Here is a 22,021-nt window from a genome sequence, read left to right on the forward strand (position 1 = left end):
CCAAAAAGGAGCGCACCATGACCAGCTATGTCGCACTGATCTACACCCCCGATGTCGATTGGAGCCAGCCCGAGTACGCCGAGGGCATGGCCGAGTATCAGACGTTCGGTGAGGACGCCGCGAGCGTCATCCGCGGCGGCGCCGCGCTGTACCACACGCCCACGGCGACGACGGTGCGGGTGACCGGCGGCAAGGGCGGTGATGTCGTGCTCAGCGACGGACCGTATGCCGAGACGAAGGAGGCCCTTACCGGCTTCTATCTGCTCGAGTGCACCGACCTCGACGAGGCCATCCGTGTCGCGTCGATGATTCCGGGCGCGTGGAACGGTGCCGTCGAGATTCGTCCGGCCCTGCCGATGACTGTGCGGGTGCCCTCGCTCGAGACCAGCGACACCGTCACGCAGTGAGCACGGGCGAGTTCACGGGCGACCGCGCGGCCAGGCCCCGTGCGGTCTCCCGTGAACTCACCGACATTCTGCAGAATGAGCGGTGCCAGGTTCTGGCCTCGCTCACCCGCCTCACCGGGGATCTCGGTCTCGCCGAGGACGCCGTGCAGGACGCCTCGATCAGTGCGCTTCAGACGTGGCCGCGAACCGGCATCCCGCCGAACCCCCGGGCCTGGCTGATTGTCACGGCCAGGCATCGGGCGATCGACGTGCTGCGCCGCGAGGGGTCGCGCTTTGCCAAGGAGCGGGAGGCCGCCTTGATGCAACTTCACGAGGCGCCCGACGATTTTTCGGTGGGCGTGCTGCGCGACGATCAGCTGCGTCTCATCTTCACCTGCTGCCACCCGGCGCTCGCCGCCGAGGCGCAGGTTGCGCTCAGTCTGCGGGTGCTGTGCGGCCTCAGCGTGGCCGAGGTGGCTCGGGCCCTGCTCGTGCCAGAGGCCACGATGGCCAAGCGCCTCACGCGGGCGCGGCAGAAAATCGCGGCCGCCGGCATCCGTTATCGGGTACCCGACGACGTCGACCTGCCCGATCGGATGCGCGTGGTCGCGACGACGGTATTTTTGTTGTTCACGGAGGGGTACGCCTCACGCTCGGCCGGGGCGCACGAGCGGCGGTCCCTCGCTGAGGAGGCGGTGCGGCTCGGCCGGCTGCTGGTGCAGTTACTGCCGGGTGAAGCCGTGCTGGAAGGTCTGCTCGCGACCATGCTGCTGCAACATTCGCGACGCGACGCGCGCTTCGATTCCGCCGGCGATATCGTTCTACTCGCCGACCAGGATCGCGCACGCTGGGACCTGGCGCTGGCAACCGAGGGCGTCGAGCTGGCGGCGAGCGCCATCCGCCGCAGCCGGAACGCGCCCGAACGTTTCGCCGTCGTCGCGGCGATCTCCGCCTGCCACGCCATCGCGCGCACCGCGGAGGACACCGACTGGAACGCGATCGTGAGTTGGTACGACGTGCTGGCGCGGCTGGATCCGAGCCCGGTCGTGCTACTCAACCGGGCGGCTGCCCTCGCCGAATGCGGCCAGGTTCTCGAGGCCCTCGCTGCGGTTGACGCTCTGCACGGGCTCGACGATTATTTCTGGCTGCACGCCACTCGGGCCGAACTGCTGCGCCGCCTCGGGCGGGGGACCGACGCCGCGGTGGCAGCGGCTCTGGCGCGTCGGCTCACCGATTCTCCCGCCCAGCAGCGGTTGCTCGAACATCGGCACCCGGGTCTGTAGTGCGGCTATGGCCCCGAAGGTCCCGGGCGGCAGGCACCGACCTTCGGGGCCACTGTTCAGCTCAGCTCGATCAGTGCGCGGCGGCGGGTCGAGCGGATGCTGTGGGCGCGTCATCAATGTCGGCCGAGGCCTCCAGACGAACGTCGGTGGCGCCATCCGTTTCGAGCGTTTCGGGCAGCCCGTCCCGCTCGATAGTCGTGGCGAGCGTCTTCTCGGTGACGAAGCAGAGCAGGATGACGGCCACGATGACGAGCGGCACCATATAGAGGAACACCGGGGTGAGCGCGTCGTTGTAGCCGCTGATGATGATCTGGCGGGCGGCCTCGGGCAGTTCGCGCACCATGGCCGGGGTGAACGAGTTGGCCGCTCCGGCTCCGCCGGCGGGAAGGCGCTCGCTGAGCAGCTCGGTCAGGCGGGCGGCGAACAGGCTGCCGACCACTGCGGAGCCGATCGACGCGCCGATCTGGCGGAAGTAGTTGTTCGAGGCAGTGGCCGTGCCGACTTCGGAGTTCGGAAAGGAGTTCTGCACGATCAGGATGAGGATCTGCATGCTCAGGCCGAGCCCGACGCCCATGATCGCGAGGTAGCTGCACAGCAGCCAGATCGGCAGGGTCGGGGTCATGGTCGAGAGCAGCACGAGGGCGACGCCCACGATGACCGTGCCGGCAACGGGCATCCACTTGTAGCGACCGAATTTGCTGACCAGCCAGCCGGAACCGATCGAGCTGATCAGCAGCGCGGCCATCATCGGGATCATCAGGAACCCGGCCTCGGTGGCGTTCGCGCCGGTCACCATCTGCAGGTAGGTGGGCAGGTAGGCGAGGGCGCCGAACATGGCGATACCGGTGATCAGGCCGGCCATAGTGGTCAGATTGAAGTTGCGGTCGCGGAACAGGTGCAGCGGCATGATCGGCTCGGCGGCCCGGCGCTCAACGAAGACGAAGGCCACTGCGGCGACGCCGGTACCGATGATCAGCGACAAGATCAGCAGGGAATCCCAGTCGTAGGTGGTGCCGCCCCAGGTGGTGGTGAGTACCAGACCGGTCGAGGCCAGGGCGAGCAGGCCCATGCCGGCCACGTCGAGCTTCGGTTTGGCATGGTCGACCGTGGGCAGGCGCAGGAAGAAGATCGCGGTGACGATGGCGAGGGTGCCGAGGGGGATGTTCATCCAGAATGCCCAGCGCCAGCCGATGCCCTCGGTGAACCAGCCGCCGAGCAGCGGGCCGGCCACGGAGGACAGCGCGAACACGCCGCCCATGATGCCCATGTACTTGCCACGCTCGCGGGCCGGTACGACGTCGGCGATGATGGCCTGCGAGAGGATCATCAGCCCGCCGCCGCCGAGGCCCTGCACGGCGCGACCGATGATGAGCCAGGTCATGTCGGGGGCGAGGCCGCCCACGATCGAGCCGAGAATGAAGATGCTGATGGCGCCGATGAACAGGCCCTTACGGCCGATCAGGTCGCCGAGTTTACCGTACACCGGAAGCATGATGGTTGACGCCAGGATGTAGGCGGTCGTCACCCACAGCATGTGGTCGACGCCGTTGAGCTCACCGACGATGGTCGGCAGGGCGGTGCTGAAGATGGTCTGGTCGAGCGAGGCGAGCAGCATGGTGACCATGAGCCCGGCAAAGACCAGCAGAATGTGGCGCTTGCCGGGGATGGCGGAGGCCGGGGCCTCGCGCGGGGAAAGTGTAGTGGTCATGAAAGTTTTTCGGTTACCTCTCTGGCGAGCGAGATTGCTCGTGATTCAAGTTGATCGGCCGCGCCATCGGCCTCGGCTTCAGCCCATTCCTTCACGGCTACCCGCACCGCACCGCCACACAGGGCGAGCACCAGTTCAGCGGATGCCGCGAGCTCGGCCGGTGAGTCGCTCGCGAACCGCACGTCCCGCGCCACGAGGGCCGCCACTGCACCGGTGACCTCGGTGGTCAGCTGGGTGAACTGGGCGAGCTGGGTGGTGAGCAGCTGCGGGTGCCGGCGCACAATCTCCAGCCGGTCCTGTTTCATGGTCGGGCGGGTCGATGGCGGGCCGATCACGGTCAGCAGCAGGTGGATGACCGAGTCGATCAGGCCGTGTTCGGCCACGCGGTCGCAGTGTCCGTGCAGCTCGGTCGCGGCGATTTCGACCTGGCGCAGGCCGAGGATCGCGGCATCCTTGCTATCAAAATAGTTGAAGAAAGTGCGCGGTGACACGTCGGCGAGTTCGCTGATCGCGTCGACCGTGGTGTGGTCGAGGCCGTCCCGCAACACCAGGGTGACCGCAGCGTCTTCGAGCCGCAGGCGTGTTTCGAGGCGTTTGCGGTCACGCAGGCCCAGGCACGGTTCGATGATCACGTTGACAATTATTGCGCACACTGCGTTTTTGCGCAACTGCAAAATTACAGTAATGCAGGTTTCTTGGGCAACGCTCAGTGGGGTCGCTCAGTGGGGTCGCTCAGTGGGGTCGCTCAGTGGGGTCGCTCAGTGGGGTCGCTCAGGTGGGGCTGCGACGATGAAACCGCCCCTGCCCCGCCCTGAGTCGGAAGCCACCATGACCCCGCGCCTGCTGTTTCGTTCCGTTGCCATTGCCGAAGCCATCACCTGGGGGCTGCTGATCGCCGGAATGCTCATGAAATATGTGTTCCAGGTCGGCGAGCTCGGGGTGAAGATCGGTGGCTTCGTGCACGGCCTGATCTTCATCGCCTTCGGCATCACGGCCCTGCTCGTGGGCGTGAACCAGCACTGGGGCGTGCGCCTCACCCTGCTCGCCATGGTGACCGCCATCGTTCCGTTCGGCACTATTCCGCTCGACCGCGGGCTCGAGAAGAACGGCCGGCTCGACGGCGGCTGGCGGCACACCCGCACCGGCGACCCCCGCGATCACACCCGGGTGAGCGCCGTGCTGCGTTGGATGCTGGCTCGCCCGGCACTGCTCGCCGGCGTCCTGGGCGTCGCCCTCGTGTCAATCATGGCCACGCTGCTCACGCTCGGCCCGCCCGGCGGCGCCGGCTAGCCGCTTGGAGTGCGGCGGCGCCCGAACCCATCGCTTTCCGGGCCCGGGCCCGGTGAGTGGCACGGTCAGCCGAGGGTCGCCGGCGGCTGCGGGCTTAGGCCCACGCGGGGGTGGCAGGCGGTCGCGGCCTTCAAGAGGGCGGCATCCGCTTGACTGAGGTCGAAGATCGCACCGACCAGCGCCGAAAACGGATGCCGGTGCCAGGCACCACTGAGATACGTCACGGCCTGCGCCAGGTCGTCTGGCGTGTAGTTGTGCACGCCGCGAACGGTGACCAGGCGGCGCACGATCGACTCGGGGTCGAGCGGCACCGCCTCCCCCGGCGAGACGCTGCCGACGAGCACGACCACCCCGCCGACGCCGATCAGGTCGAGGACGCACTGCACGGCAGACCGGGCGCCGCTCAGTTCGAGTGCGACAGTCGGCTCGGCAGCGCCGGCCTGCAGCAGCGCGGTGAGCACGCTCGCCACCCCGGTCGGTGACTCGGTTGGCGCCCCCGGGTCAGCGACGGCCGCGGCCCCGAAGGCGAGTGCAAGCTGCCGGCGGGCGGCATCCGGGTCGCTGACGACGACGAGAGCGCCGGCATCCGTCGCCATCGCGCAGGCCGTCAGTCCGAGCATTCCGGCGCCGGTCACCAGCACGGTCGCGCCCGCGAGCGGCACGAGGGCGGATGCCGCACCCAGCGCCGCGACAACGGTGGCCGTCGCGCAGGACGCGGGCGCCAGGACCGTCGCCGGAACCTGTTCGTCGACGACCACGACCGCCGTTCCGGCACGCACCTGTACGTGGGTGGCGAAGCCGCCGCTCAGTTCCCAACCCCGCCGCATCCGTTCGTGGCCGTACTTGGCCAGCTGGAGGCATTTCTGGGGCACGCCGCGGCGACAGCGCTGGCAGGTGCCACAGCTCACCGTGACCGACCAGACCACCCGCTGGCCCACACGCAGAGGCATTCCATTTGAGGCATATGACTGTTCGGCGACGGCGACGATGTGCCCGACCTGCTCGTGTCCGAGTACGAGGGGCCGGTCGGCCGGGCGGTGGCCCAGGGCCGTGTGCACGTCGGAGCCGCAGACCGTGGTCAGTTCGACCTCGACCAGCACATCTCCTCGGCCCAACAACACGCCGGGCACCGCCACGGCGTCCAGCGGCAGGCCGACCCCCGACCAGACCATGGCCTCCGCGGCGCGCGGCAGAACCACCTCGCGGCCGAGGGTGAGGGCTGGTATGGTCGCGTGCCGAAAGCCGGGATCGTGTTCGGGCATGACTACTCGATCGTGTCCTCACGCAGGCCGAGCAGTTCGGCCAGGTCGGCGATGCTCGCGATGACGACGTCGGCCCCGGCATCCTCGAGGGTTTCGGTGTCGTGCGTGCCGGTGAGTACTCCCACGACAAGGCCGGCGCCCGCGTTCAGACCGGAGAGGACGTCGCTTGCAGTGTCGCCGACGACGACCATGGCCGCGACGCTCGACGCGCCGGTGCGCAGCAGAGCGGTCAGTGGCAGGTCGGGGTACGGGCGGCCACGGCCGGCTTCGGCCGGGCACAGGCTCACGTCAATGAGGTCGCTCCAGCCGAGCGCATCGATGAGCGTGTTCTGCGTTGACCGGGAGAATCCGGTGACGAGGGCCACCTTCACTCCGGAGTCCCGGAGTTCCTGGAACAGGTCGGCGGCGCCGTCGATCGCCGTCACGCCGACCTGCTCGATGAGTTCCCCGTAGGCGGTTTCGAAGGCGGCGGTCGCTGCGACGGCTGCTTCTTCGGAGTCGGTTAGTTCGCGAAAGACGTCGAGCTTGGACTGCCCCATGGTCTCGCGCACGAACGCGACGGCTTCTTCGAGTTCGTCTGCGGTGTCGGCCAGGCCGCTGCGCTCGGCGGCGAGCACGAAGGCCCGTTCAACGAGGCCGTCGTCGCTCACCGTGGTGCCGGCCATGTCGAAGACGACGAGTTCAACATCGACGTCTTCGGTGTCGAAATCGTCCAGCTCCAGATCGAGGGAAAGGGGTGCGGTGCTCATAAGGTGCCTTTCAGTGGGGGATGGGATCGCAGATAGAGGCCATGACGTGCTCGGCGAGGCCGAGACCGGTCGTCATACCGATTCCGGTCGTGGCCGCAACGAGGTGCACGCCGGGTTCGGGTTCGTCGATGAGAAAATCGTCGCGGCCGCTGGCGTAGAGGCCCTGCCACCGTTCGAGTACACGCGGGCGCGGAACGCCGAAGAGCTCGGCCGTGAGTTGCAGCAGCTGCTCGAACGCATTCTCATTTTGGAATGGAGAGACGGACGCCCCGCGATAGTGGGTGTCCCCCACGATCAGGGAGCCGTCGGGCAGCTGGGTGTACATCTGGTTGAGGTCCAGTTCGGCGAGCGCCGGGTACTCACGCCGCAGTCGTTCGCCGAGCCGGACGGCTGCCGGCAGCTCGGCAAACGCTGCGTAGCGCAGCAGCGACCAGCCGGTGAGAACGGGCGCGGGCAGCGGCGCGCGCAGACCCGCATCCACCCGCAGCATGTCGAGGCCGCAACGGCGGATGCCGTCGCGGAGCGCGACCTCGGGGTACAACTGGTCAATGTCGTGGTTGACCGCCACGATGACCGTTCCGGCGTCGATCGCGCCGAGCGAGGTCGTGACCCGGCCCGGGCGCACCACGGTGACCGCGGTGCGGTAGCGAAAAACGACGCCGCGGCCGGCCAGGTAGGCGACGAGGCCGGTGCCGGCCTGGCGCGGATTGGCCTGGAGATCCCAGGGCAGCAGGGCCCCGCCGACGGCCGTGTCTGGCGCCAGCGGCAGGCGCGCCTCGACCTCGGCGGCGTTCAGCAGCAGCACATCGGGGAGGCCGGGGCCGAAGACCGATGCGTTGCCCCGCTCGTCGGCCAGCTCGCGCAGCACCGCCAGTTCGTCGTCGTGGCGGGCGACGACGACCGTGCCCGATTCGCGCAACCAGAGGCCGGCATCCGCTGCCAGTCGCAGCCAGATCGGGCGAGACATCGCGGCGAATTCTCGGGCCAGTCCGCCCTGCGGGGTGAAACACAGGTGCCCGAAATTGCGAACGGATGCCCCATGGAGGGCGGCCGCGCGGTCCACGACGACCACGGACAGGCCCCGGTCGATCGCGGCGAGCGCGTGCCCGAGGCCCACGATGCCGCTGCCGACGACGACCACGTCGAAGGCGGTCACCGGAACACCCGGCGCATCCACACAGCGAGGCCCTCAACCAACAGCACCGAGACGAGGATCATCAACACGATGGTGGTGACCAGGTCATAGCGTGACCCCTGGCCGGCGTTCAGCAGGTAGTAGCCGACTCCGCCGCCACCGACCAGTCCCAGAATGGTCGCCGCCCGAATATTGGTGTCGAGCATGTAGAAGCTGTGGCCGACGAGTGCTTTCATACCTTGCGGCACGGTCGCCCCGGCATAGACCTGCAGGCGGGTCGCGCCCGCAGCGGTCAGCGCCTGTTCCGGACCGGGCTTGACCTCTTCGAGCGAGTCGGCGAGGAGCTTGCCGAGCAAGCCGATGCCGCCGATCGCGAGGGCGATGGTGCCGGCCTGGGCACCGAGGCCGGTCACGACGATGAGCACGATGGCCAGGATGATTTCGGGGATGCCGCGAATGGCGACGAGGACCAGTCGCATCCCGCTGCGCACCCGCCTCGACGGTGCCACGTTGCGTGCGGCGAGCGACCCGACCACGATCGAGGCGACAATCGTGAGGATGGTCGCGGCGAGGGCGATCGCGATCGTCTCACCCATCGCGGCGAGCATGACGGGTGCGGTGTAGCTGCCGAAACTCGGCGGCCAGAACTTCGCGGCGGTCTCGGGCAGGTACGACCAGACCGTGAGAAAGTCGCCCCAGTTGATGTCGCAGATCCAGACGCTGCCAACGACGATCAGCACGAAGAGCATTCCCCACACGGCGTTCCGCACCCGGGCGTAGGTCCACGGTCGGTGCGAGGCATCCGCTGTCACACCGGTGACGCCGAGTCGCCGCAGCAGCCGGTCACCGAGCCCTCGGCCGGTCGGCGCCTGGCCAAGCATAACGACCCGCACGGCGCTCGACACGATCTCCATCACCACGCACAGCGCGAAAATGACCAGGGCGATGCCGAGCCCGAGCGAGTAATTGAGCGATTTGAAAGCGTACGACATCTCCAGGCCCAGGCCTGCCACGCCGACGTAGCCGAGGATGACCGAGCCGCGCAGATTGATGTCGTTGCGGTGCAGCACGGTGGCGACCCAGGAGGGAAGCACCTGCGGCAGCACTCCGGCGAAGAACTCCTGCGAGCGGCTGCCGCCGGCGGCACGAATGGCCAGCCGGGGACCTTCGTCGATCTGCTCGATCGCATCGGCGAACATCTTGCTGATCATGCCGATCGAGTGGATGCCGATGGCCAGGATTCCCGGCAGCGTGCCCAACGAGAACATCAGCACGAACACCATCGCGAGCACGACATCGGGCACCGAGCGGGCCAGCACACCGAGAAAACGAGCCAGGCCCATCCAGCCCCGGCCAGGGGAGGTATTAGCGGCGGCCAGCCAGGCCAGCGGCACCGAGAAGAACGCGGCGAACAGGGTGCCGAGCAGCACGAGACCCACCGTGAGGGCGGTCAGGTAGAGCAGCTCGCCCGGCGCGGGAAAGCTGATGACGCCCACCCGGTCGAAGAAGCGGGCGGCATTTTCCCAGCTCGCTGTCATCCGCGGCAGCGAGATATCCACGCTGATCAGCGAGAGAACGGATGCTACGACCAGCGCCAGCAGGGTCAGCCCGGCCGCGATCTTCTCCGGCTGGGCGCGATACCGCGGGGCGCGCTGGGCCGGGGCTTCGGCATCCGCTTGGCCGGGCCGGCGACGATCGAGGGTGAGGGTCATCGGCGGTTGTCCCGCGCCGAAGCAAACGTCTGCAGGTCGAGCTCGTCCTGCTCATCGGGCTCATCGGGCTCAACGGGCTCCTCCGGTTCGTTCTGTTCCACGGTGCCGATTTCGGTTTCGATCGCATCGAGCTCACCGGTCGACGTCGTGACCCGGCCGTAGATCTCCATCACGTTCTGCTTGGAGAGGCCCTGAGTGGAAGTGTCGAGCACGACTTCGCCGTGCCGCAGGCCGACGATGCGGTCGCCCCATGACAGCGCCAGGTCTACCTGGTGCAGGCTGCACACCACGGTGAGGTCGCTGTCGATCGCGATCTCCCGAATGAGCGCCATGACCTGAGCGCTGGATTCCGGGTCGAGTGACGCGACCGGTTCGTCGGCGAGCAGAATATCGGGGTTCTGCATGAGCGCCCGGGCAATGCCCACCCGTTGCTGCTGCCCGCCGGAGAGGGTGTCGGCGCGCTGGTAGGCATGCGCCAGCAGACCGACACGCTCGAGGTGGCCCAAGGCGGCCAGCTTGAGTTCGCGGCGGTAGCCCCAGAGGCCCAGCCGCGGGCCGCGCACCCGAAACAGGGCCCCGGTCAGCACGTTCTCGAGAACTGTCAGCGGCCCGACCAGTTCAAACTGCTGAAAGACGAAGCCGACCCGACCGCGCAAGGCGCGGAGCGGCCGGCCCGTCAAACGCGAGACCGTCGCACCCAGCACGGTCACCGTGCCGGTATCGGGCCGGTCCAGGCCGTCGAGGTGGCGCAGTAGGGTCGATTTGCCCGAACCCGACAGCCCGAGCAACACCACGATCTCGCCGCGGGCGACGGTGAGCGATGCATTCTTCAGGGCCGTGGTCTCCCCGAAGGTTTTCGTCACACCGCGCACCGTGATCACCGGTTCCGCCGCGAGGGCGGAACCGGTCGGGGGTTGTAACGGCTTGGTCAGCCCTGGCACTGCGAAGCCGACGTCTTCACGCAGATGTCGCGAATGGTGTTGTAGTACGCGTCGTCGACGGGCTCGGTCGCGAAGAATGTGTCGCGGAAAGCCTGGGTGTCAGCGCTTTCGATGCCGGCGGCGATGATGTCGTCGATGGTGACCTCGGCGAGGATCTCGGTCAGTGTGGTCTTCAACTCGTCGGGAAGGGTGTCCGAGACGACGATCGGGGCCCCGGGAACCATGGTCTCGCCGATCACCTTGACCTTGTCACTCTTGGCGACCTCGCTGTCTTCGGCGAAGCCGACCTCGCACTCCTTGCCCTCGCCCACCTTCTGCACGCTCACGTCGTGCTTGCCCGCGAACACCGGGGTGACATCGGCGACCGGGTCGACGCCGGCTTCGAGAAGGTTGTAGGAGGGAAACAGATAGCCGCTGGTCGATGACGGGTCGACGAAGCAGACCTTCTTACCGGCGAACTCCTCGAGCGAGGTGATGTCGCTGTCGGCCGGAACGATCGCCTGGGAGTAATACCCGGGCACCTCGCCCTCCTTCGTCACGATCGACGAGATCGGGGTGATCGCCGCGCCGTTGTTGGTCGCGGTGATGTAAGTGAAGCCGGAGAACGACGCCACGTCGATCTTGCCGGCGATCGCGGCTTCGATCAGGGCGGCGTAGTCCGTCGACTCGTGGTACTCGACGGTCTTGCCCGTCTCCTGCTCGATGTAGTCCATCAGCGGCTGGTAGTTGGTCTGCGTGTCGACGGAGTCGGGCACCACCCCGAAGACGAGGGTGTTCTCATCGGCGGCGTAGCTCACGCCGGTGGTGTCATTGCCGGTCGCATCGGCCGTGTCGGCCGAGCAGGAGGCCAGGTTCAGGGTGAGCAGAACGGCGGCGCCGGCGGCGAAGGCGGCTTTCGCTGCGTGAGAAGTGGTACGTGAAAGAGCGCTGTGGATTGCCACGTGAAACCTTCCTGGGTCGGGGGCATTACGTTCACTCACGTTAAGCAGGTCGCCCGAACGGCATGGGCGCCCCGGGTAACGGGCAGGTGAACGCGTCATGGCCACTGTTTCTGCAGAGGTGACCACGTAAGCTGGCTGAACCGGGGTCCCTGATGGAACACCCGGGGAGACGTCGGGGGGCAGAGCGTGGCAACTGGCAGCACGTGGAGCGTGGATGTCGATGGCACGCGCACTCTTCTGACCGACGTCGACGCCGACGGCCCCGAGATGTGTAACGCCGCTTCGTTTGTAGGCCAGGCCGGCGTGCTGGCGTTGGGGGCGGTACACGGTTCTTCGGCGGTGTCGCGGGCGCTGTCATCGTTTCTCGAGGAGCGCGAGTCCGCTCCGATGCGGGTGGCGTTTTCGTTCTCGTCGGCATCGGCCGCACTCATCACTTCGGTTGAGGCCGTGGTCTTCGGCGATGAAGAGATGAGTGAGAGCCCGCCACGAAGCATCGACCCATCGAGCGCGTTTTCAGCCGAGCGCTTTGGCCGGCGACGCGCATGGTGAACGTTCGTCTGCCGCATTCGAGCGACCTGCCCGAACTCGACATTGATGCCACGGGGCTGGAGGAGGCGGCCGATTGGCTGTCCCGGAGCGCTCGCGACTTCACCGACCGTGCCGGCGACATGGACTCACACTGGTCGGGGCTCAGCGGAGTTTTCACGGTGAACGGAACGGACCGCATCTATTCCGCGTTCACACCGGGGGTCGAGGTCGCCGAGGACTACTCCCAGGCGATGCGCTCTGCCGCAAGCGCTTTGGGGACTTTCGCCATTGCCGTCGCCCTGCTGAAAGCGCAGCGTGACGAGCTCGACAATGAGATCTCGGCGCTGCGCATGATTGCTGTCGCCGTGGAGGCACAGGATCCGGACTATCCGTCGTTTTACTCGGACGCAAGCGTTGAAACGATGGCCTGGGACCTGAAGGGGCGTGTCGCCGACCTGTCCGACCGCTTCGGCTATGCCGAAGACGCCTGCATTCTCGCGCTCGGCACGATCACGGGCGGCACCGGGCACGGATTGCCATCGCCCGGCTCTCTCGGCCAACTCGGCATCGTGCCGGCCACCGGAATGCCGATCTGGCATTCACAGACCGACCTCTTCGCGTCCAGCACCTCGGACCGGGCCTTGAACTCGCTGACGTATCTGGGCACATTGACCTCGGCACAGGTCACACGGTGGCTTGCGTCTCACCCTGAATTTCTCGAAGCCATGGATGACATGCCACCGGATGCCGGGGAGGTGGCCGCGTGGTGGCATGCACTGGGGTCGAGTGCTGAAAGCGCCTCTGACGGCCAACTGGCGCTCATCGCAGCCGTGCCGTCACTGGTCGGCTCGCTCGAGGGTGTCGCCTATTGGGGTCGGGACAAAGCGAACCGCCTTCGTCTCACGGAGGCCATCGAGATCGAGCGCAAGCGATTGGCGATGTACAATCCCCGGCTGGAAGCGCTGGAGAATATTGTCGATGCTCTGGGCCCCAACGAGCAGATCTCCCCACGTTTGCTGGCAAGCCTCGAGCTTGGCGATCGGCCCCTCGCCGCGATCACAGTCGGTGATCTGGACCGCGCGGCGCACGTCAACTATCAGGTGTCAGGTATGTTCTCCGGCACCGACAAGATGACCGACGCTGTTGCCGATGCTGCGGCTTTGTACCAGGCCGAAATGATTTGGGCCGACGCCCTCGGCATCGACGGTGAAATCGCTACCGTCGCCTGGATCGGCTACGACTCCCCCGATCTGCTCTCAGTGCGCCACGCGGAAAGTGCCACTCTGGGAGCGGCCAAGCTCGAGCAGGCACTGGGCGGCTTTGGCGCCGTGACCGACGCCCGCGGAACCGACCCGTTTCTGAGCGTGCACGCGCACTCATACGGAACAACGACCGCATTGATCGCCCTGCAACAGCCATTGGGAGTGGACGCACTGGCGATGTACGGTTCCGCCGGCTCGGAGGGCGTACGATCGGTCGAGCAACTCGAAGTCGACCGGGAGCAGGTCTATGTCTCGACCACCAGCCCGGACGGTCTCGCCGCATTCGGTCGGCTCATCAGCGGCCGCGGCGACCCGGATTCTGACCGCTTCGGTGCCGTTGACTTCGGCTCAGATGGCGATTCCATCGACCCGGTGACAGGTCAAGCCTTCGTTCCGATCTCGGGACACACCGAATACCTCACGGAAGGTAGTGAGTCCCTGCGCAATCTGGCCCTAATCGGCCTGGGACGTGGCGACCTCGTGACGAAAGGATGACCAGCACAATGAAACTTTCACGCCGCCGGCGACGACTCGTTGCGGCTGGCCTGCTTCTTGCCCTCTCGACAGCGGGCTGTGCCCAATCAGGAGCGAAAATGACCCCCGACGAAGCAAAATCAAGCCTCATGAGCCTCATGGAGTCCCTGCAGACCGAGCTGGGTGGCGAATGGCGAGCCGAGGACATGACGGGCCCCCTCAGTTGTGACCTCGCCGGCGGTGAAGGCATCCGGTGGAGCGCCCTGCGGTTCGGGCCAGTCCCGGCCGACCTGCCGGCCGCTGAGAAAGCGAGCGCCACCGCCGCCGCAATCTTCGAGGAGGCCGGATATACGGTAACCACTTCATTCCAAGAGGAGCTGGGTTACATCGTTGGGGCGCAGAATGAACGCGGCGGCGGCGCTGACTTCGGCGCAAACACGAACGCCATGAACATCAGCGCCTACAGCGACTGCGTGCAGGGCGATCTCGGCGCGATCATAGACGAGTTGAACCGAGGCTGACTGGGACCGACGGGTTTCTGCACACCGGCGATATCGCCACGGTCAGCGACATCGGCGAGGTGACCATCGTCGATCGCAGCAAGGAACTGATCAAATACAAGGGGTACCAGATCGCGCCGGCCGAGCTCGAGGCCCTGCTGCTGACCCATCCGCAGATCGCGGATGCGGCGGTGATCGGGGTAGCGGATGCCGACGGCCAGGAATTTCCCAAAGCCTACGTCGTCGTCGTGGCCGAGTCGGCCGTCACTGCCGAGGAGGTCATGGCGTACGTGACCGAGCGGGTCGCCCCGCACAAAAAGGTGCGCGCGGTCGAGTTCATCGACGCGATCCTCAAGTCAGCGTCGGGCAAGATCCTGCGCAAGGACCTGCGCGCGCGGGAACGTGCCGCCGCCCAGTAGCGCCGAATACCATACGACGCCGCACAGTTGCTCACTTTGGCCTGACTCATTTTCTCACTGATAGCTATAGTGAGACTACAGTGAGGATAAAGTGAGGGCGCAGTGAAGACTAGTCAGGGATCGCTCAGAGAAGTCATCAGCAGCATTCGACGCGCTGGAACGGATCTGAGACAGATCGAGGTGAAAGCTGCCGTCCGCGAGTTGCCCAAGAGTCTCTGGCCCACAGTCAGCGCCTTCAGCAACCATGGTGGCGGGCTCATCATTCTCGGTCTCTCCGAAGAAAATGGCTTCAACCCAGCCGAGGGGTTTGATGCAGCCCGCATCCGTGATTCAATCTCCGATGCATTTCGGCCGCGCGGCCCTTTCGAACCAGCTGGCCCCATCAGTCCACGCCCCGTCGGCGCGATCGACATAGTCGACGTCGACGGCGCCCAGGTCGTGATCGTCGACGTTGCCGAGCTCCCCCCGGGAAGCAAGCCGTCATACGTCACGAATCAAGGCGTCGAGGCTGGCACCTACGAGCGGGTGGGTGATGGTGATCGGCGCATGAGTACCTACGCAATATTTCTCCTGACCTCGGACCGCGGTCAACCTCGTGACGACAGCGCACTCGTTGCCGGCTCGACGATCACGGACTTGGACCCCGCCCTCGTCGATAAATTCATTGCACGGCTGAGAAGAACGCGCGCGCGATCGATCGCGGATCTGACGGCAACAGCGGATATTCTGCAGCGGCACAATGTCATCGGTACCGGCGGAGTTCTGACGCGCGCGGGGCTCCTGACGCTGGGGCGCTACCCCCAGCAGTACTTCCCTCAGCTGATGATCACATTTGCGGCCTACCCGGGACGCACTAAAGCCGATGTCGTCGGCGACATTCGGATGCTCGACCGACAGGTCGTTGAGGGTCCGATCCCCGTGATGGTCGACGATGCCGTTCGTGCGGTCCTGAGCAATCTCAAGGTGCGGCGCGTTTCCCGTGGTGCCGGAGCTGCGGATGAACCAGAAATCCCGGTGGACGCCGTGCGCGAGGCCATTGCCAATGCCCTCACCCATCGCGACTACAGCGACTTCGCGCTTGGCGACCAAGTGCGAGTGGAGATTTACCCGGACCGGCTGGAAGTCTGGAGCCCGGGTGGCATCTGGGGCGGTCGCAGGGTTGTAGATCTTTTCGACGGCAGCTCTCGCTCTCGCAATCAAGTGCTCGCGAGTTTGCTCACAGAAGTCCCCTTCCCCGACAGAGACGAAACCGTCTGTGAAAACGCTGGGTCGGGAATCTTGCGGATGGCTGGTGTGCTGGGTGGAATGGGACTCCCCGCTCCGCGTTTCACCGCTACGTCCACCAGCATGACCGTCACCCTCGACCGGCATGGATTGCTCACACCGGAGATGTCCTCCTGGCTGTCGGGCATCGGGGCAGCGTCGCTCAATCCGGATGCGCAGCGAACTCTGGTTCTGGTGCATCGGGGCTACGACGTCGAAGATCAACTTTTACGGGCCCAATTTGGCATGGATTCCACCGACGCGCGACTGATTTTGCGAGCACTCGTGGCCGACGGCTGGCTTCGATTCCCATCGCAACCTGGCGGCGCCTACCGCCCGGGCCCAGGACTCCTCGATGCCGAGTTGAACGAAAACACCCTGTTCTCGGACGTTGTGGTGCCACCGACCCAACACCCTGAAGGTAGTCTCGATGAGAGGATTCTGAAGGCCATCGGGCAAAATGATGAACTCAGCATCAACGAGCTGGTGACAATTACACAAAGCAGCACAAACTCCCTGCGCCCTCGCTTGCGAGTACTCATCGAACAGGGTGCCCTGGTTCCGACTGCTCCACCACAGAGCCGCAATCGGCGCTATCGACGGCCACCCGGCGAGTAAAATTCAATCCACCAAGTTCGGCAGTTCCCGCAACACAGGTCAGTACTGGGTCGCATCTATAGATGCGGGGGTGGTGCCCCGAGACTCACGACGGTCTGGATCGCGGCATGGTCCGACGGCCATCCGCCCTCATAGCGCGTGACGTTTATGGCGGCCTTGAGCACGGTGACGCGCGGCGTGACGAGGATCCAGTCGATGCGTTTGTGATTCTCGCGCGGCGGACGGTAGTCCAGGAACGTTCCCCACCCCTCGGTGAGGCGTTCTTGGGCTGTGTCCCAGGTGTCCAGCAGCAGACCCTGGCCAGTGAGTCGGTCGTAGGGGGAGGTCGTCGCATCCGTGTTGAAATCGCCGGTCACGACAGTAGGCAGCAGTGATGCAGCCACGATTCGTAGCAGTACATCGGCGGATCGCACCCGCGAGGTGCGGGAACGGTTATCGAGGTGGGTGTTCACGGCCCGGAAGTCGATGCCGGTGGCCACGTCGTGAAAGAGCGCGTCAACGACGACGCGCGGAGTGCGGTTGCCCCACGAGGTGGAGCCCGGCCGCAAGGGTGTGTCCGAGAGCGCCGTCTGCTCCCAGTCGAGCAGGCGCACTCGACGGGAATCGTAGACGATCGGACAGCCTTCCCCGCCCGTGTTGGTTTCCCGGCCATGTCCGATCGAGCGGTAGCGATCGCCGAGGGCGTGACGCACGAAGTTCGCCTGGTCGAACAGTGCTTCTTGCACGCCGAGCAGCGCGGGCTGTTCCGCCGCGAGCAGCCGTTTCAGCAGCGACCGGCGGTGCACCCACCGATCGGGGCTGCGCGGGTTGAGGTGCGGTAGGCGTCGACGGATGTTGAAACTCATGACATGCAGATCAGGTGCGGTGACGGGCCCGATAAGTGCGCTGTCTGTCATGGAACCAGCCTATGTGGACGGTGCGACGACGTCGTGCTCGGCCACCGCGCCACCTACCGTTTGGGAAATCCGTCCCTGGCACGCCGCCACTGCCGCCTACTGTCGCCGGCTGGGCACGGCCGGGTGCTCTTGGGAGAGCCGGTACCCGCCGGAGAAGAACAACAATGGGTCGCCGTCGAGCTTCTTATAGGTTTGCACCTGGCCGATGAAAATCGTGTGGTCTCCCTCCTGATTGCGCGACACGGTCCGGCACGAGAATCGGGCGAGGACTCCCTCGATTTCCGGCACGCCGGCTTCGTCCTCGGTCACCTTGAGTCCCGCAAATTTGTCGGCCGCCGGGGTGGCGAACTGGCGCGACACCAGATGCTGATCGGCCGAAACTCTTCCCACCTGTGATCGCGACTGCGCTGACCTGCGCCGTACTCGTCGGGGTCGCCTTCGTCATTACCGGAGCCGTCGCCGCCGCTCGGGGTATCACCGCCGACTGGACTATTGATCCGGCGGCCACTGCAGGCTGGTTCGTCGTCAACGTGATACTTGTGCTCAGTGGGGTCGCACTCGGCACATTAATTCTCAACGCCCCCGCCGCGATCATTTTCGTCGCCACAGGCACCATGGCCTGGCGCCTCATTGCCGTCTCCAGCACGACCGGAGCCGCCATTGCTTCGTGGCTCGACATGCCTCTTTGCGGTTCATCGCCGCACAGCACCAGGACGACGCCGAGCTGACCCAGCTCATCGGCGAGCTCACGCTCAAGGGCCCCGACTTCGCTGCGATGTGGACGAAGCACCCCTACGACAATGCGTCAGCGGTGTAAAGCGCTTCCACCCCCGAGACTAGGAATTTCGATCTCAGCTTCGAGGTCCTCCACCTCCCGGTGCCAGCGGACACCGAATGATGACGCACGCTGCCGAAGCCGAACGCTCTTTCCGGAGGCAACCAACTTTTCTCAGGCCGCGAGCTCCGAGACAATAAGGCGGGTTGCATCAGCGATGACGTCATTACTGTTCGGCGCGCTGGCTATTTCTGTTCGGGTGAGAATGCACATGGCAATTGTTTGTCGCTGCCCCTGCCAAAGCACTCCGGCATCGTTGACGATTCCGTAATCGCCTGCGCCGGTTTTGTCTGCGAGCTCGAACGGCTCGGACAGGCCCGCACGAGCTCGTTTACCTGATGTGGTGTTGCGCAGCATTAAATCCTGGAGACGGCTACGTGCGAGTTGGCCGGCATCGCCGTCGATGAGGAGAGCTTTCATGATCGCGACCATGTCTTCGGCGGTAGTGGTATCGCGAACGTCTCCGGGAAGTCCTTCGTTGAGTTCAGGCTCTATGCGTTCCAGCCGCGTTCGCTTTGCGCCGAGTGCTTGAGCAAAACTCCGTGATTGTTGCTGGTCCGCCGAGCTCACGGAGAAGAAGGTTGCCTGCTGTGTTGTCGGAGAATCGGAGGGCGGCGTCCGCCATTTGATTCGGCGTCATCGACATCGACGTTGAAGCGGTGGCGACCGGTGAATTCACGACGAGGTCAGCGGCAGTGAAAGAAATTGGTGTGTTCCAGTACTGGTCTTCATATCCGCGTAGGCGGAGCAGATTTGCGACTGCTAGCACTTTAAAAAGTGAGCACATCGGCACAGGCTCGGTTGCACGATGGTTGATTTGACGTCCGGAACGCACGTTCTTTGCACTCACGGCAATCATCACCCCCGATGTCGACTCGAGCTGACGGACACTCCGCCCAAAGTTTGAAATCACCGAGGTGAGTGCAGGGCTCGGTGTGGTGCACCCGGCAAGGGCGACCGCCGCCGCGCCAGCCACCAAAAAAGATCGTCGAGAAGAATGACCGAACGTTCGAGTAGAGGACACGTAGACCACTATGCGGGGCATTGCCCTCTCATGTCCAAGCATTAAAGGGCCCGACTAATCGCAAATGTGCAAAGTGGCTGCTGGAGTGGGTCACCGCGGCTCTGCCCGTCGGGAAGCGGATGTCGGAGCGCGAGGTGAGCGACCGTCTCGCGCTGGTCGTCGACGACGTCGTGACTCTAGGTCGGTACCTCGTCGATGCGGGAATGCTCGCACGCACACCGGATGGCGCGGTATACCAAGTCGAGAAGCGATATGGGTCGCGGACTACCTCCGACGACTTTTCAGCAATAATCCACGGTTTGCCGCGCGGCTACTGCTCCACGGCGCCAACTGCTTGATGCCCACGCCAGTTTGCTGCCTGCGGGCAGGGGTGAGGGGACCGGTAGACTTGCCGGGTCAAGCATCCGCTATATCTGGGAGAACGCCACGTGACCGCTGCTACCACCACCCACTCCCGCGGCGTCGCCGACACCGTTTCCAACGCCATCGCGACGCCCGAGAAGGAGCAGCCCTACGGCGCGCTCGGGCTCAAGGCCGACGAGTACGCGAAGATCCGCGAAATTCTGGGCCGCCGCCCCACGAGCGGCGAACTCGCCATGTACTCGGTGATGTGGAGCGAGCACTGCTCCTATAAGAGCTCAAAGATGTACCTGCGCCAGTTCGGCGACAAGGTCACGCCCGCCATGAAGAAGAACCTCATGGTCGGCATGGGCGAGAACGCCGGCGTTCTCGACGTCGGTGAGGGCTGGGCGGTCACCTTCAAGATCGAATCGCACAACCACCCCTCCTACATCGAGCCGTTCCAGGGCGCCGCGACCGGCGTCGGCGGCATCGTGCGCGACATCATCTCGATGGGCGCCCGCCCGGTCGCCGTGATGGACGCCCTGCGCTTCGGCGATATCAACGACCCGGACACCGCACGCGTCGTGCACGGCGTGGTCAGCGGCATCAGCTTCTACGGCAACTGCCTCGGCCTGCCGAACATCGGCGGCGAAACCGTGTTCGACCGGGTCTACCAGGGCAACCCGCTCGTCAACGCGCTCTCGGTCGGCGTGCTGCGCCACGAAGACCTGCACCTCGCCAACGCCCGGGGGGTCGGCAATCAGGTCGTGTTGTTTGGAGCCCGCACCGGCGGCGACGGCATCGGCGGGGCATCCATTCTCGCCTCCGACACCTTCAGTGCTGGCGGGCCGACCAAGCGCCCCGCGGTGCAGGTCGGCGACCCGTTCGCCGAGAAGGTGCTCATCGAGTGCTGCCTCGAACTGTTCGCCGGCAAGCTCGTCGAGGGAATTCAAGACCTCGGTGCCGCCGGAATCAGCTGCGCGACCAGCGAACTCGCCTCGAACGGCGACGGTGGCATGTTCATCGAACTAGAGAAGGTACTGCTGCGCGACCCCACGCTCACCGCCGAAGAGATTCTCATGAGCGAGAGCCAGGAACGCATGATGGCCATCGTCACGCCCGAAAAGCTCGAGGGCTTTCTCGCCGTCACCAAGAAGTGGGACGTCGAGACCAGCGTGCTCGGCGAAGTCACCGATACCGGTCGGTTGATCATCAACTGGCACGGCGAAGAAATCGTCAACGTACTGCCGCGCACCGTCGCCGTCGACGGCCCGGTCTACGAGCGCCCGCTCGCCTACCCGACCTGGATCGACGCCCTGCAGGCCGACACCGCCTCCGTGCTGCCGCGCGCCCTCGACGGCGAGACCCTGCGTGAGCAGTTCCTCGACCTGCTCGGTTCGCCGAACCTGGCCGACCCGAGCTGGATCACCGACCAGTATGACCACTACGTGCAGGGCAACACGGCGCTGGCTTTTCCCGACGACGGCGGCATGATCCGCGTCGACGAGGAGAGCGGCCTCGGCTTCGCGATCGCGACCGATGCGAACGGCCGTTACTGCCAGCTCGACCCGTATCGCGGCGCGCAGCTGGCCCTGGCCGAGGCGTACCGCAACGTGGCCGCGACCGGCGCGGTGCCGGCCGGCGTCAGCGACTGCCTCAACTTCGGCTCGCCCGAGAACCCCGAGGTCATGTGGCAGTTCCGCGAGGCCGTCACCGCCCTCGCCGACGGATGCCTGGAGCTTGAGATTCCGGTCACCGGCGGCAACGTCTCGTTCTACAACCAGACCGGCGACCAGCCCATTCACCCGACCCCGGTCGTGGCCGTGCTCGGCGTGATCGACGACGTCGCCCGCCGCATCCCGAGCGGATGGCAGGACGACGGGCACAACATCTACCTGCTCGGCACGACCCGCCTCGAGCTCGACGGCTCAGCCTGGGCCGGTGTGGTGCACAACCACCTCGGGGGTCGTCCGCCGGTCGTGGACCTCAGCCAGGAGAAGGCCCTCGCCGGTCTGCTGCACGCCGCCTCGAAGGAAGCCCTCATCGACAGCGCCCACGACCTCAGCGAGGGCGGGCTCGCCCAGGCCCTCGCCGAAGCCGTGATGCGCTTCGGGGTGGGCGCGCGCGTCTGGCTGGGTGACATTCTGGATCGGGACGGGGTCGACGCATCCACTGCGCTCTTTTCGGAGTCGGCCGGTCGCGTCATCGTTTCGGTGCCGCGCGAAGACGACGTGAAGTTCCTCGGCCTGTGTGCCGGCCGCTACATTCCGGTGCTGCGCATCGGAGTGACCGACGCCACCCTGCGCGCCCTAGAGGTTCAGGACGTCTTCGCCGCGCCCCTAGCCGAGATGCGCAACCGTCACCAGTCGCCCCTCCCCGCCGCCTTCGCCTGACCTGGAGCGCGTCTCCGCCCGCGCATAACTCCTGCAATTTCTGCAGCGCCACCGGGTTCT

General features: G+C 65.8%; 23 protein-coding genes and 1 pseudogene. 12 read left to right on the top strand and 12 right to left on the bottom strand.

The features are described 5' to 3' along the window. The first annotated feature begins 17 nt into the window (after window positions 1-17). Together BMW72_RS10500 and BMW72_RS10505 are read left to right on the top strand one after the other, a co-directional pair. Window positions 18-407, top strand: coding sequence for a YciI family protein (locus BMW72_RS10500; RefSeq protein WP_092110310.1), 390 nt, complete (start codon window positions 18-20; stop codon window positions 405-407). After that, complete coding sequence (locus tag BMW72_RS10505; protein WP_198416352.1) at window positions 404-1,669, top strand: RNA polymerase sigma factor; 1,266 nt, start codon at window positions 404-406, stop codon at window positions 1,667-1,669. Before BMW72_RS10500 ends, BMW72_RS10505 begins: the two co-directional genes overlap by 4 nt. A gap of 70 nt (window positions 1,670-1,739) precedes the next feature. Here the strand turns inward: BMW72_RS10505 and BMW72_RS10510 are convergent, their stop codons facing one another. Both BMW72_RS10510 and BMW72_RS10515 read right to left on the bottom strand, forming a co-directional pair. Beyond that, a complete protein-coding gene (locus tag BMW72_RS10510) occupies window positions 1,740-3,377 on the bottom strand; it encodes an MDR family MFS transporter (RefSeq protein ID WP_092110312.1) in 1,638 nt (545 codons plus the stop codon). After that, the gene (locus BMW72_RS10515) at window positions 3,374-4,009 is read right to left on the bottom strand and encodes a TetR/AcrR family transcriptional regulator (protein WP_166787783.1); all 636 of its coding nucleotides are present in this window, start codon (window positions 4,007-4,009) and stop codon (window positions 3,374-3,376) included. Before BMW72_RS10515 ends, BMW72_RS10510 begins: the two co-directional genes overlap by 4 nt. A 196-nt stretch (window positions 4,010-4,205) precedes the next feature. On the opposite strand from BMW72_RS10515, the gene BMW72_RS10520 reads away from it, so the two are divergent. After that, window positions 4,206-4,667, top strand: a complete 462-nt coding sequence (locus tag BMW72_RS10520; protein ID WP_092110315.1) for a DUF3817 domain-containing protein — start codon at window positions 4,206-4,208, stop codon at window positions 4,665-4,667. Between the two features lie 65 nt (window positions 4,668-4,732). On the opposite strand, the gene BMW72_RS10525 is transcribed toward BMW72_RS10520, so the two are convergent. Genes BMW72_RS10525 through BMW72_RS10550 form a run of 6 tightly spaced genes read right to left on the bottom strand, consistent with a single transcriptional unit; the run spans window position 4,733 to window position 11,407 of the window. Next, window positions 4,733-5,929, bottom strand: a complete 1,197-nt coding sequence (locus BMW72_RS10525) for an alcohol dehydrogenase catalytic domain-containing protein (RefSeq protein WP_092110317.1) — start codon at window positions 5,927-5,929, stop codon at window positions 4,733-4,735. 2 nt (window positions 5,930-5,931) lie between these two features. Beyond that, a complete protein-coding gene (locus BMW72_RS10530) occupies window positions 5,932-6,678 on the bottom strand; it encodes a phosphonatase-like hydrolase (protein ID WP_092110319.1) in 747 nt (248 codons plus the stop codon). A gap of 10 nt (window positions 6,679-6,688) precedes the next feature. Beyond that, entirely contained in the window at window positions 6,689-7,834 is a 1,146-nt protein-coding gene (locus tag BMW72_RS10535) for a TIGR03364 family FAD-dependent oxidoreductase (RefSeq protein ID WP_241984009.1), read from the bottom strand. Continuing rightward, window positions 7,831-9,525, bottom strand: a complete 1,695-nt coding sequence (locus tag BMW72_RS10540) for a PhnE/PtxC family ABC transporter permease (protein ID WP_092110321.1) — start codon at window positions 9,523-9,525, stop codon at window positions 7,831-7,833. The genes BMW72_RS10535 and BMW72_RS10540 overlap by 4 nt, the downstream gene beginning before the upstream one ends. Next, on the bottom strand, window positions 9,522-10,457 hold the full coding sequence (phnC, locus tag BMW72_RS10545; protein ID WP_092110480.1) for a phosphonate ABC transporter ATP-binding protein: 936 nt from the start codon (window positions 10,455-10,457) through the stop codon (window positions 9,522-9,524). Before phnC ends, BMW72_RS10540 begins: the two co-directional genes overlap by 4 nt. After that, window positions 10,454-11,407, bottom strand: coding sequence for a phosphate/phosphite/phosphonate ABC transporter substrate-binding protein (locus tag BMW72_RS10550; protein ID WP_241984007.1), 954 nt, complete (start codon window positions 11,405-11,407; stop codon window positions 10,454-10,456). Before BMW72_RS10550 ends, phnC begins: the two co-directional genes overlap by 4 nt. A gap of 186 nt (window positions 11,408-11,593) precedes the next feature. Between BMW72_RS10550 and BMW72_RS10555 the strand changes: the two genes are divergently transcribed. The 5 genes and pseudogenes from BMW72_RS10555 to BMW72_RS10575 all read left to right on the top strand — a co-directional run bounded on the left by BMW72_RS10555 (window position 11,594) and on the right by BMW72_RS10575 (window position 16,471). Continuing rightward, the gene (locus BMW72_RS10555; protein WP_134361254.1) at window positions 11,594-11,956 is read left to right on the top strand and encodes a hypothetical protein; all 363 of its coding nucleotides are present in this window, start codon (window positions 11,594-11,596) and stop codon (window positions 11,954-11,956) included. Further along, window positions 11,950-13,692 (top strand): alpha/beta hydrolase, encoded by a 1,743-nt coding sequence (locus BMW72_RS10560; protein WP_092110327.1) that lies wholly within the window; start codon window positions 11,950-11,952, stop codon window positions 13,690-13,692. Before BMW72_RS10555 ends, BMW72_RS10560 begins: the two co-directional genes overlap by 7 nt. 98 nt (window positions 13,693-13,790) lie before the next feature. After that, window positions 13,791-14,192: a hypothetical protein gene (locus BMW72_RS10565; protein WP_092110329.1), complete on the top strand. Its 402-nt coding sequence runs from the start codon at window positions 13,791-13,793 to the stop codon at window positions 14,190-14,192. 8 nt (window positions 14,193-14,200) lie between these two features. Beyond that, window positions 14,201-14,590: pseudogene (locus BMW72_RS10570) on the top strand (AMP-binding enzyme); the annotation flags it as partial. Between the two features lie 102 nt (window positions 14,591-14,692). Further along, window positions 14,693-16,471 (top strand): ATP-binding protein, encoded by a 1,779-nt coding sequence (locus BMW72_RS10575; RefSeq protein ID WP_092110333.1) that lies wholly within the window; start codon window positions 14,693-14,695, stop codon window positions 16,469-16,471. Between the two features lie 56 nt (window positions 16,472-16,527). Here BMW72_RS10575 and BMW72_RS10580 read toward each other — a convergent pair whose 3' ends face one another. Together BMW72_RS10580 and BMW72_RS10585 are read right to left on the bottom strand one after the other, a co-directional pair. Continuing rightward, window positions 16,528-17,367 carry an endonuclease/exonuclease/phosphatase family protein gene (locus BMW72_RS10580; RefSeq protein WP_092110334.1) on the bottom strand — a complete coding sequence of 280 codons (840 nt, stop codon included), beginning with the start codon at window positions 17,365-17,367 and terminating at the stop codon, window positions 16,528-16,530. A 96-nt stretch (window positions 17,368-17,463) separates the two neighbouring features. Further along, on the bottom strand, window positions 17,464-17,757 hold the full coding sequence (locus tag BMW72_RS10585; RefSeq protein ID WP_092110335.1) for a flavin reductase family protein: 294 nt from the start codon (window positions 17,755-17,757) through the stop codon (window positions 17,464-17,466). A gap of 2 nt (window positions 17,758-17,759) precedes the next feature. Here BMW72_RS10585 and BMW72_RS19580 point away from each other — a divergent pair, with 2 nt between their 5' ends. Further along, window positions 17,760-18,095, top strand: a complete 336-nt coding sequence (locus BMW72_RS19580) for a hypothetical protein (RefSeq protein WP_092110337.1) — start codon at window positions 17,760-17,762, stop codon at window positions 18,093-18,095. Then, entirely contained in the window at window positions 18,035-18,184 is a 150-nt protein-coding gene (locus tag BMW72_RS18735; protein WP_338419461.1) for an MmyB family transcriptional regulator, read from the top strand. Before BMW72_RS19580 ends, BMW72_RS18735 begins: the two co-directional genes overlap by 61 nt. A 132-nt stretch (window positions 18,185-18,316) precedes the next feature. On the opposite strand, the gene BMW72_RS10595 is transcribed toward BMW72_RS18735, so the two are convergent. Both BMW72_RS10595 and BMW72_RS19695 read right to left on the bottom strand, forming a co-directional pair. Continuing rightward, complete coding sequence (locus tag BMW72_RS10595; protein WP_134450425.1) at window positions 18,317-18,772, bottom strand: serine hydrolase; 456 nt, start codon at window positions 18,770-18,772, stop codon at window positions 18,317-18,319. Beyond that, the gene (locus BMW72_RS19695) at window positions 18,687-19,268 is read right to left on the bottom strand and encodes a serine hydrolase (protein WP_092110341.1); all 582 of its coding nucleotides are present in this window, start codon (window positions 19,266-19,268) and stop codon (window positions 18,687-18,689) included. The genes BMW72_RS10595 and BMW72_RS19695 overlap by 86 nt, the downstream gene beginning before the upstream one ends. Between BMW72_RS19695 and BMW72_RS19700 the strand changes: the two genes are divergently transcribed. After that, the gene (locus tag BMW72_RS19700; RefSeq protein ID WP_092110343.1) at window positions 19,247-19,564 is read left to right on the top strand and encodes a DUF2087 domain-containing protein; all 318 of its coding nucleotides are present in this window, start codon (window positions 19,247-19,249) and stop codon (window positions 19,562-19,564) included. The two genes, BMW72_RS19695 and BMW72_RS19700, sit on opposite strands and share 22 nt — an antisense overlap. A 90-nt stretch (window positions 19,565-19,654) precedes the next feature. Further along, window positions 19,655-21,961, top strand: a complete 2,307-nt coding sequence (gene purL, locus BMW72_RS10610; protein ID WP_092110345.1) for a phosphoribosylformylglycinamidine synthase subunit PurL — start codon at window positions 19,655-19,657, stop codon at window positions 21,959-21,961. The last annotated feature ends 60 nt before the right edge of the window (window positions 21,962-22,021 follow it).

The organism is Cryobacterium luteum, assembly GCF_900110125.1.
Classification (GTDB): Bacteria; Actinomycetota; Actinomycetes; order Actinomycetales; family Microbacteriaceae; genus Cryobacterium; species Cryobacterium luteum.

Coding starts and splice junctions, on each gene's coding strand:
- BMW72_RS10500 (WP_092110310.1), top strand. CDS start 18: ATGACCAGCTATGTCGCACTGATCTACACCCCCGATGTCGATTGGAGC.
- BMW72_RS10510 (WP_092110312.1), bottom strand. CDS start 3,377: ATGACCACTACACTTTCCCCGCGCGAGGCCCCGGCCTCCGCCATCCCC.
- BMW72_RS10520 (WP_092110315.1), top strand. CDS start 4,206: ATGACCCCGCGCCTGCTGTTTCGTTCCGTTGCCATTGCCGAAGCCATC.
- BMW72_RS10525 (WP_092110317.1), bottom strand. CDS start 5,929: ATGCCCGAACACGATCCCGGCTTTCGGCACGCGACCATACCAGCCCTC.
- BMW72_RS10530 (WP_092110319.1), bottom strand. CDS start 6,678: ATGAGCACCGCACCCCTTTCCCTCGATCTGGAGCTGGACGATTTCGAC.
- BMW72_RS10540 (WP_092110321.1), bottom strand. CDS start 9,525: ATGACCCTCACCCTCGATCGTCGCCGGCCCGGCCAAGCGGATGCCGAA.
- BMW72_RS10560 (WP_092110327.1), top strand. CDS start 11,950: ATGGTGAACGTTCGTCTGCCGCATTCGAGCGACCTGCCCGAACTCGAC.
- BMW72_RS10565 (WP_092110329.1), top strand. CDS start 13,791: ATGACCCCCGACGAAGCAAAATCAAGCCTCATGAGCCTCATGGAGTCC.
- BMW72_RS10580 (WP_092110334.1), bottom strand. CDS start 17,367: ATGACAGACAGCGCACTTATCGGGCCCGTCACCGCACCTGATCTGCAT.
- BMW72_RS19695 (WP_092110341.1), bottom strand. CDS start 19,268: ATGCTTGGACATGAGAGGGCAATGCCCCGCATAGTGGTCTACGTGTCC.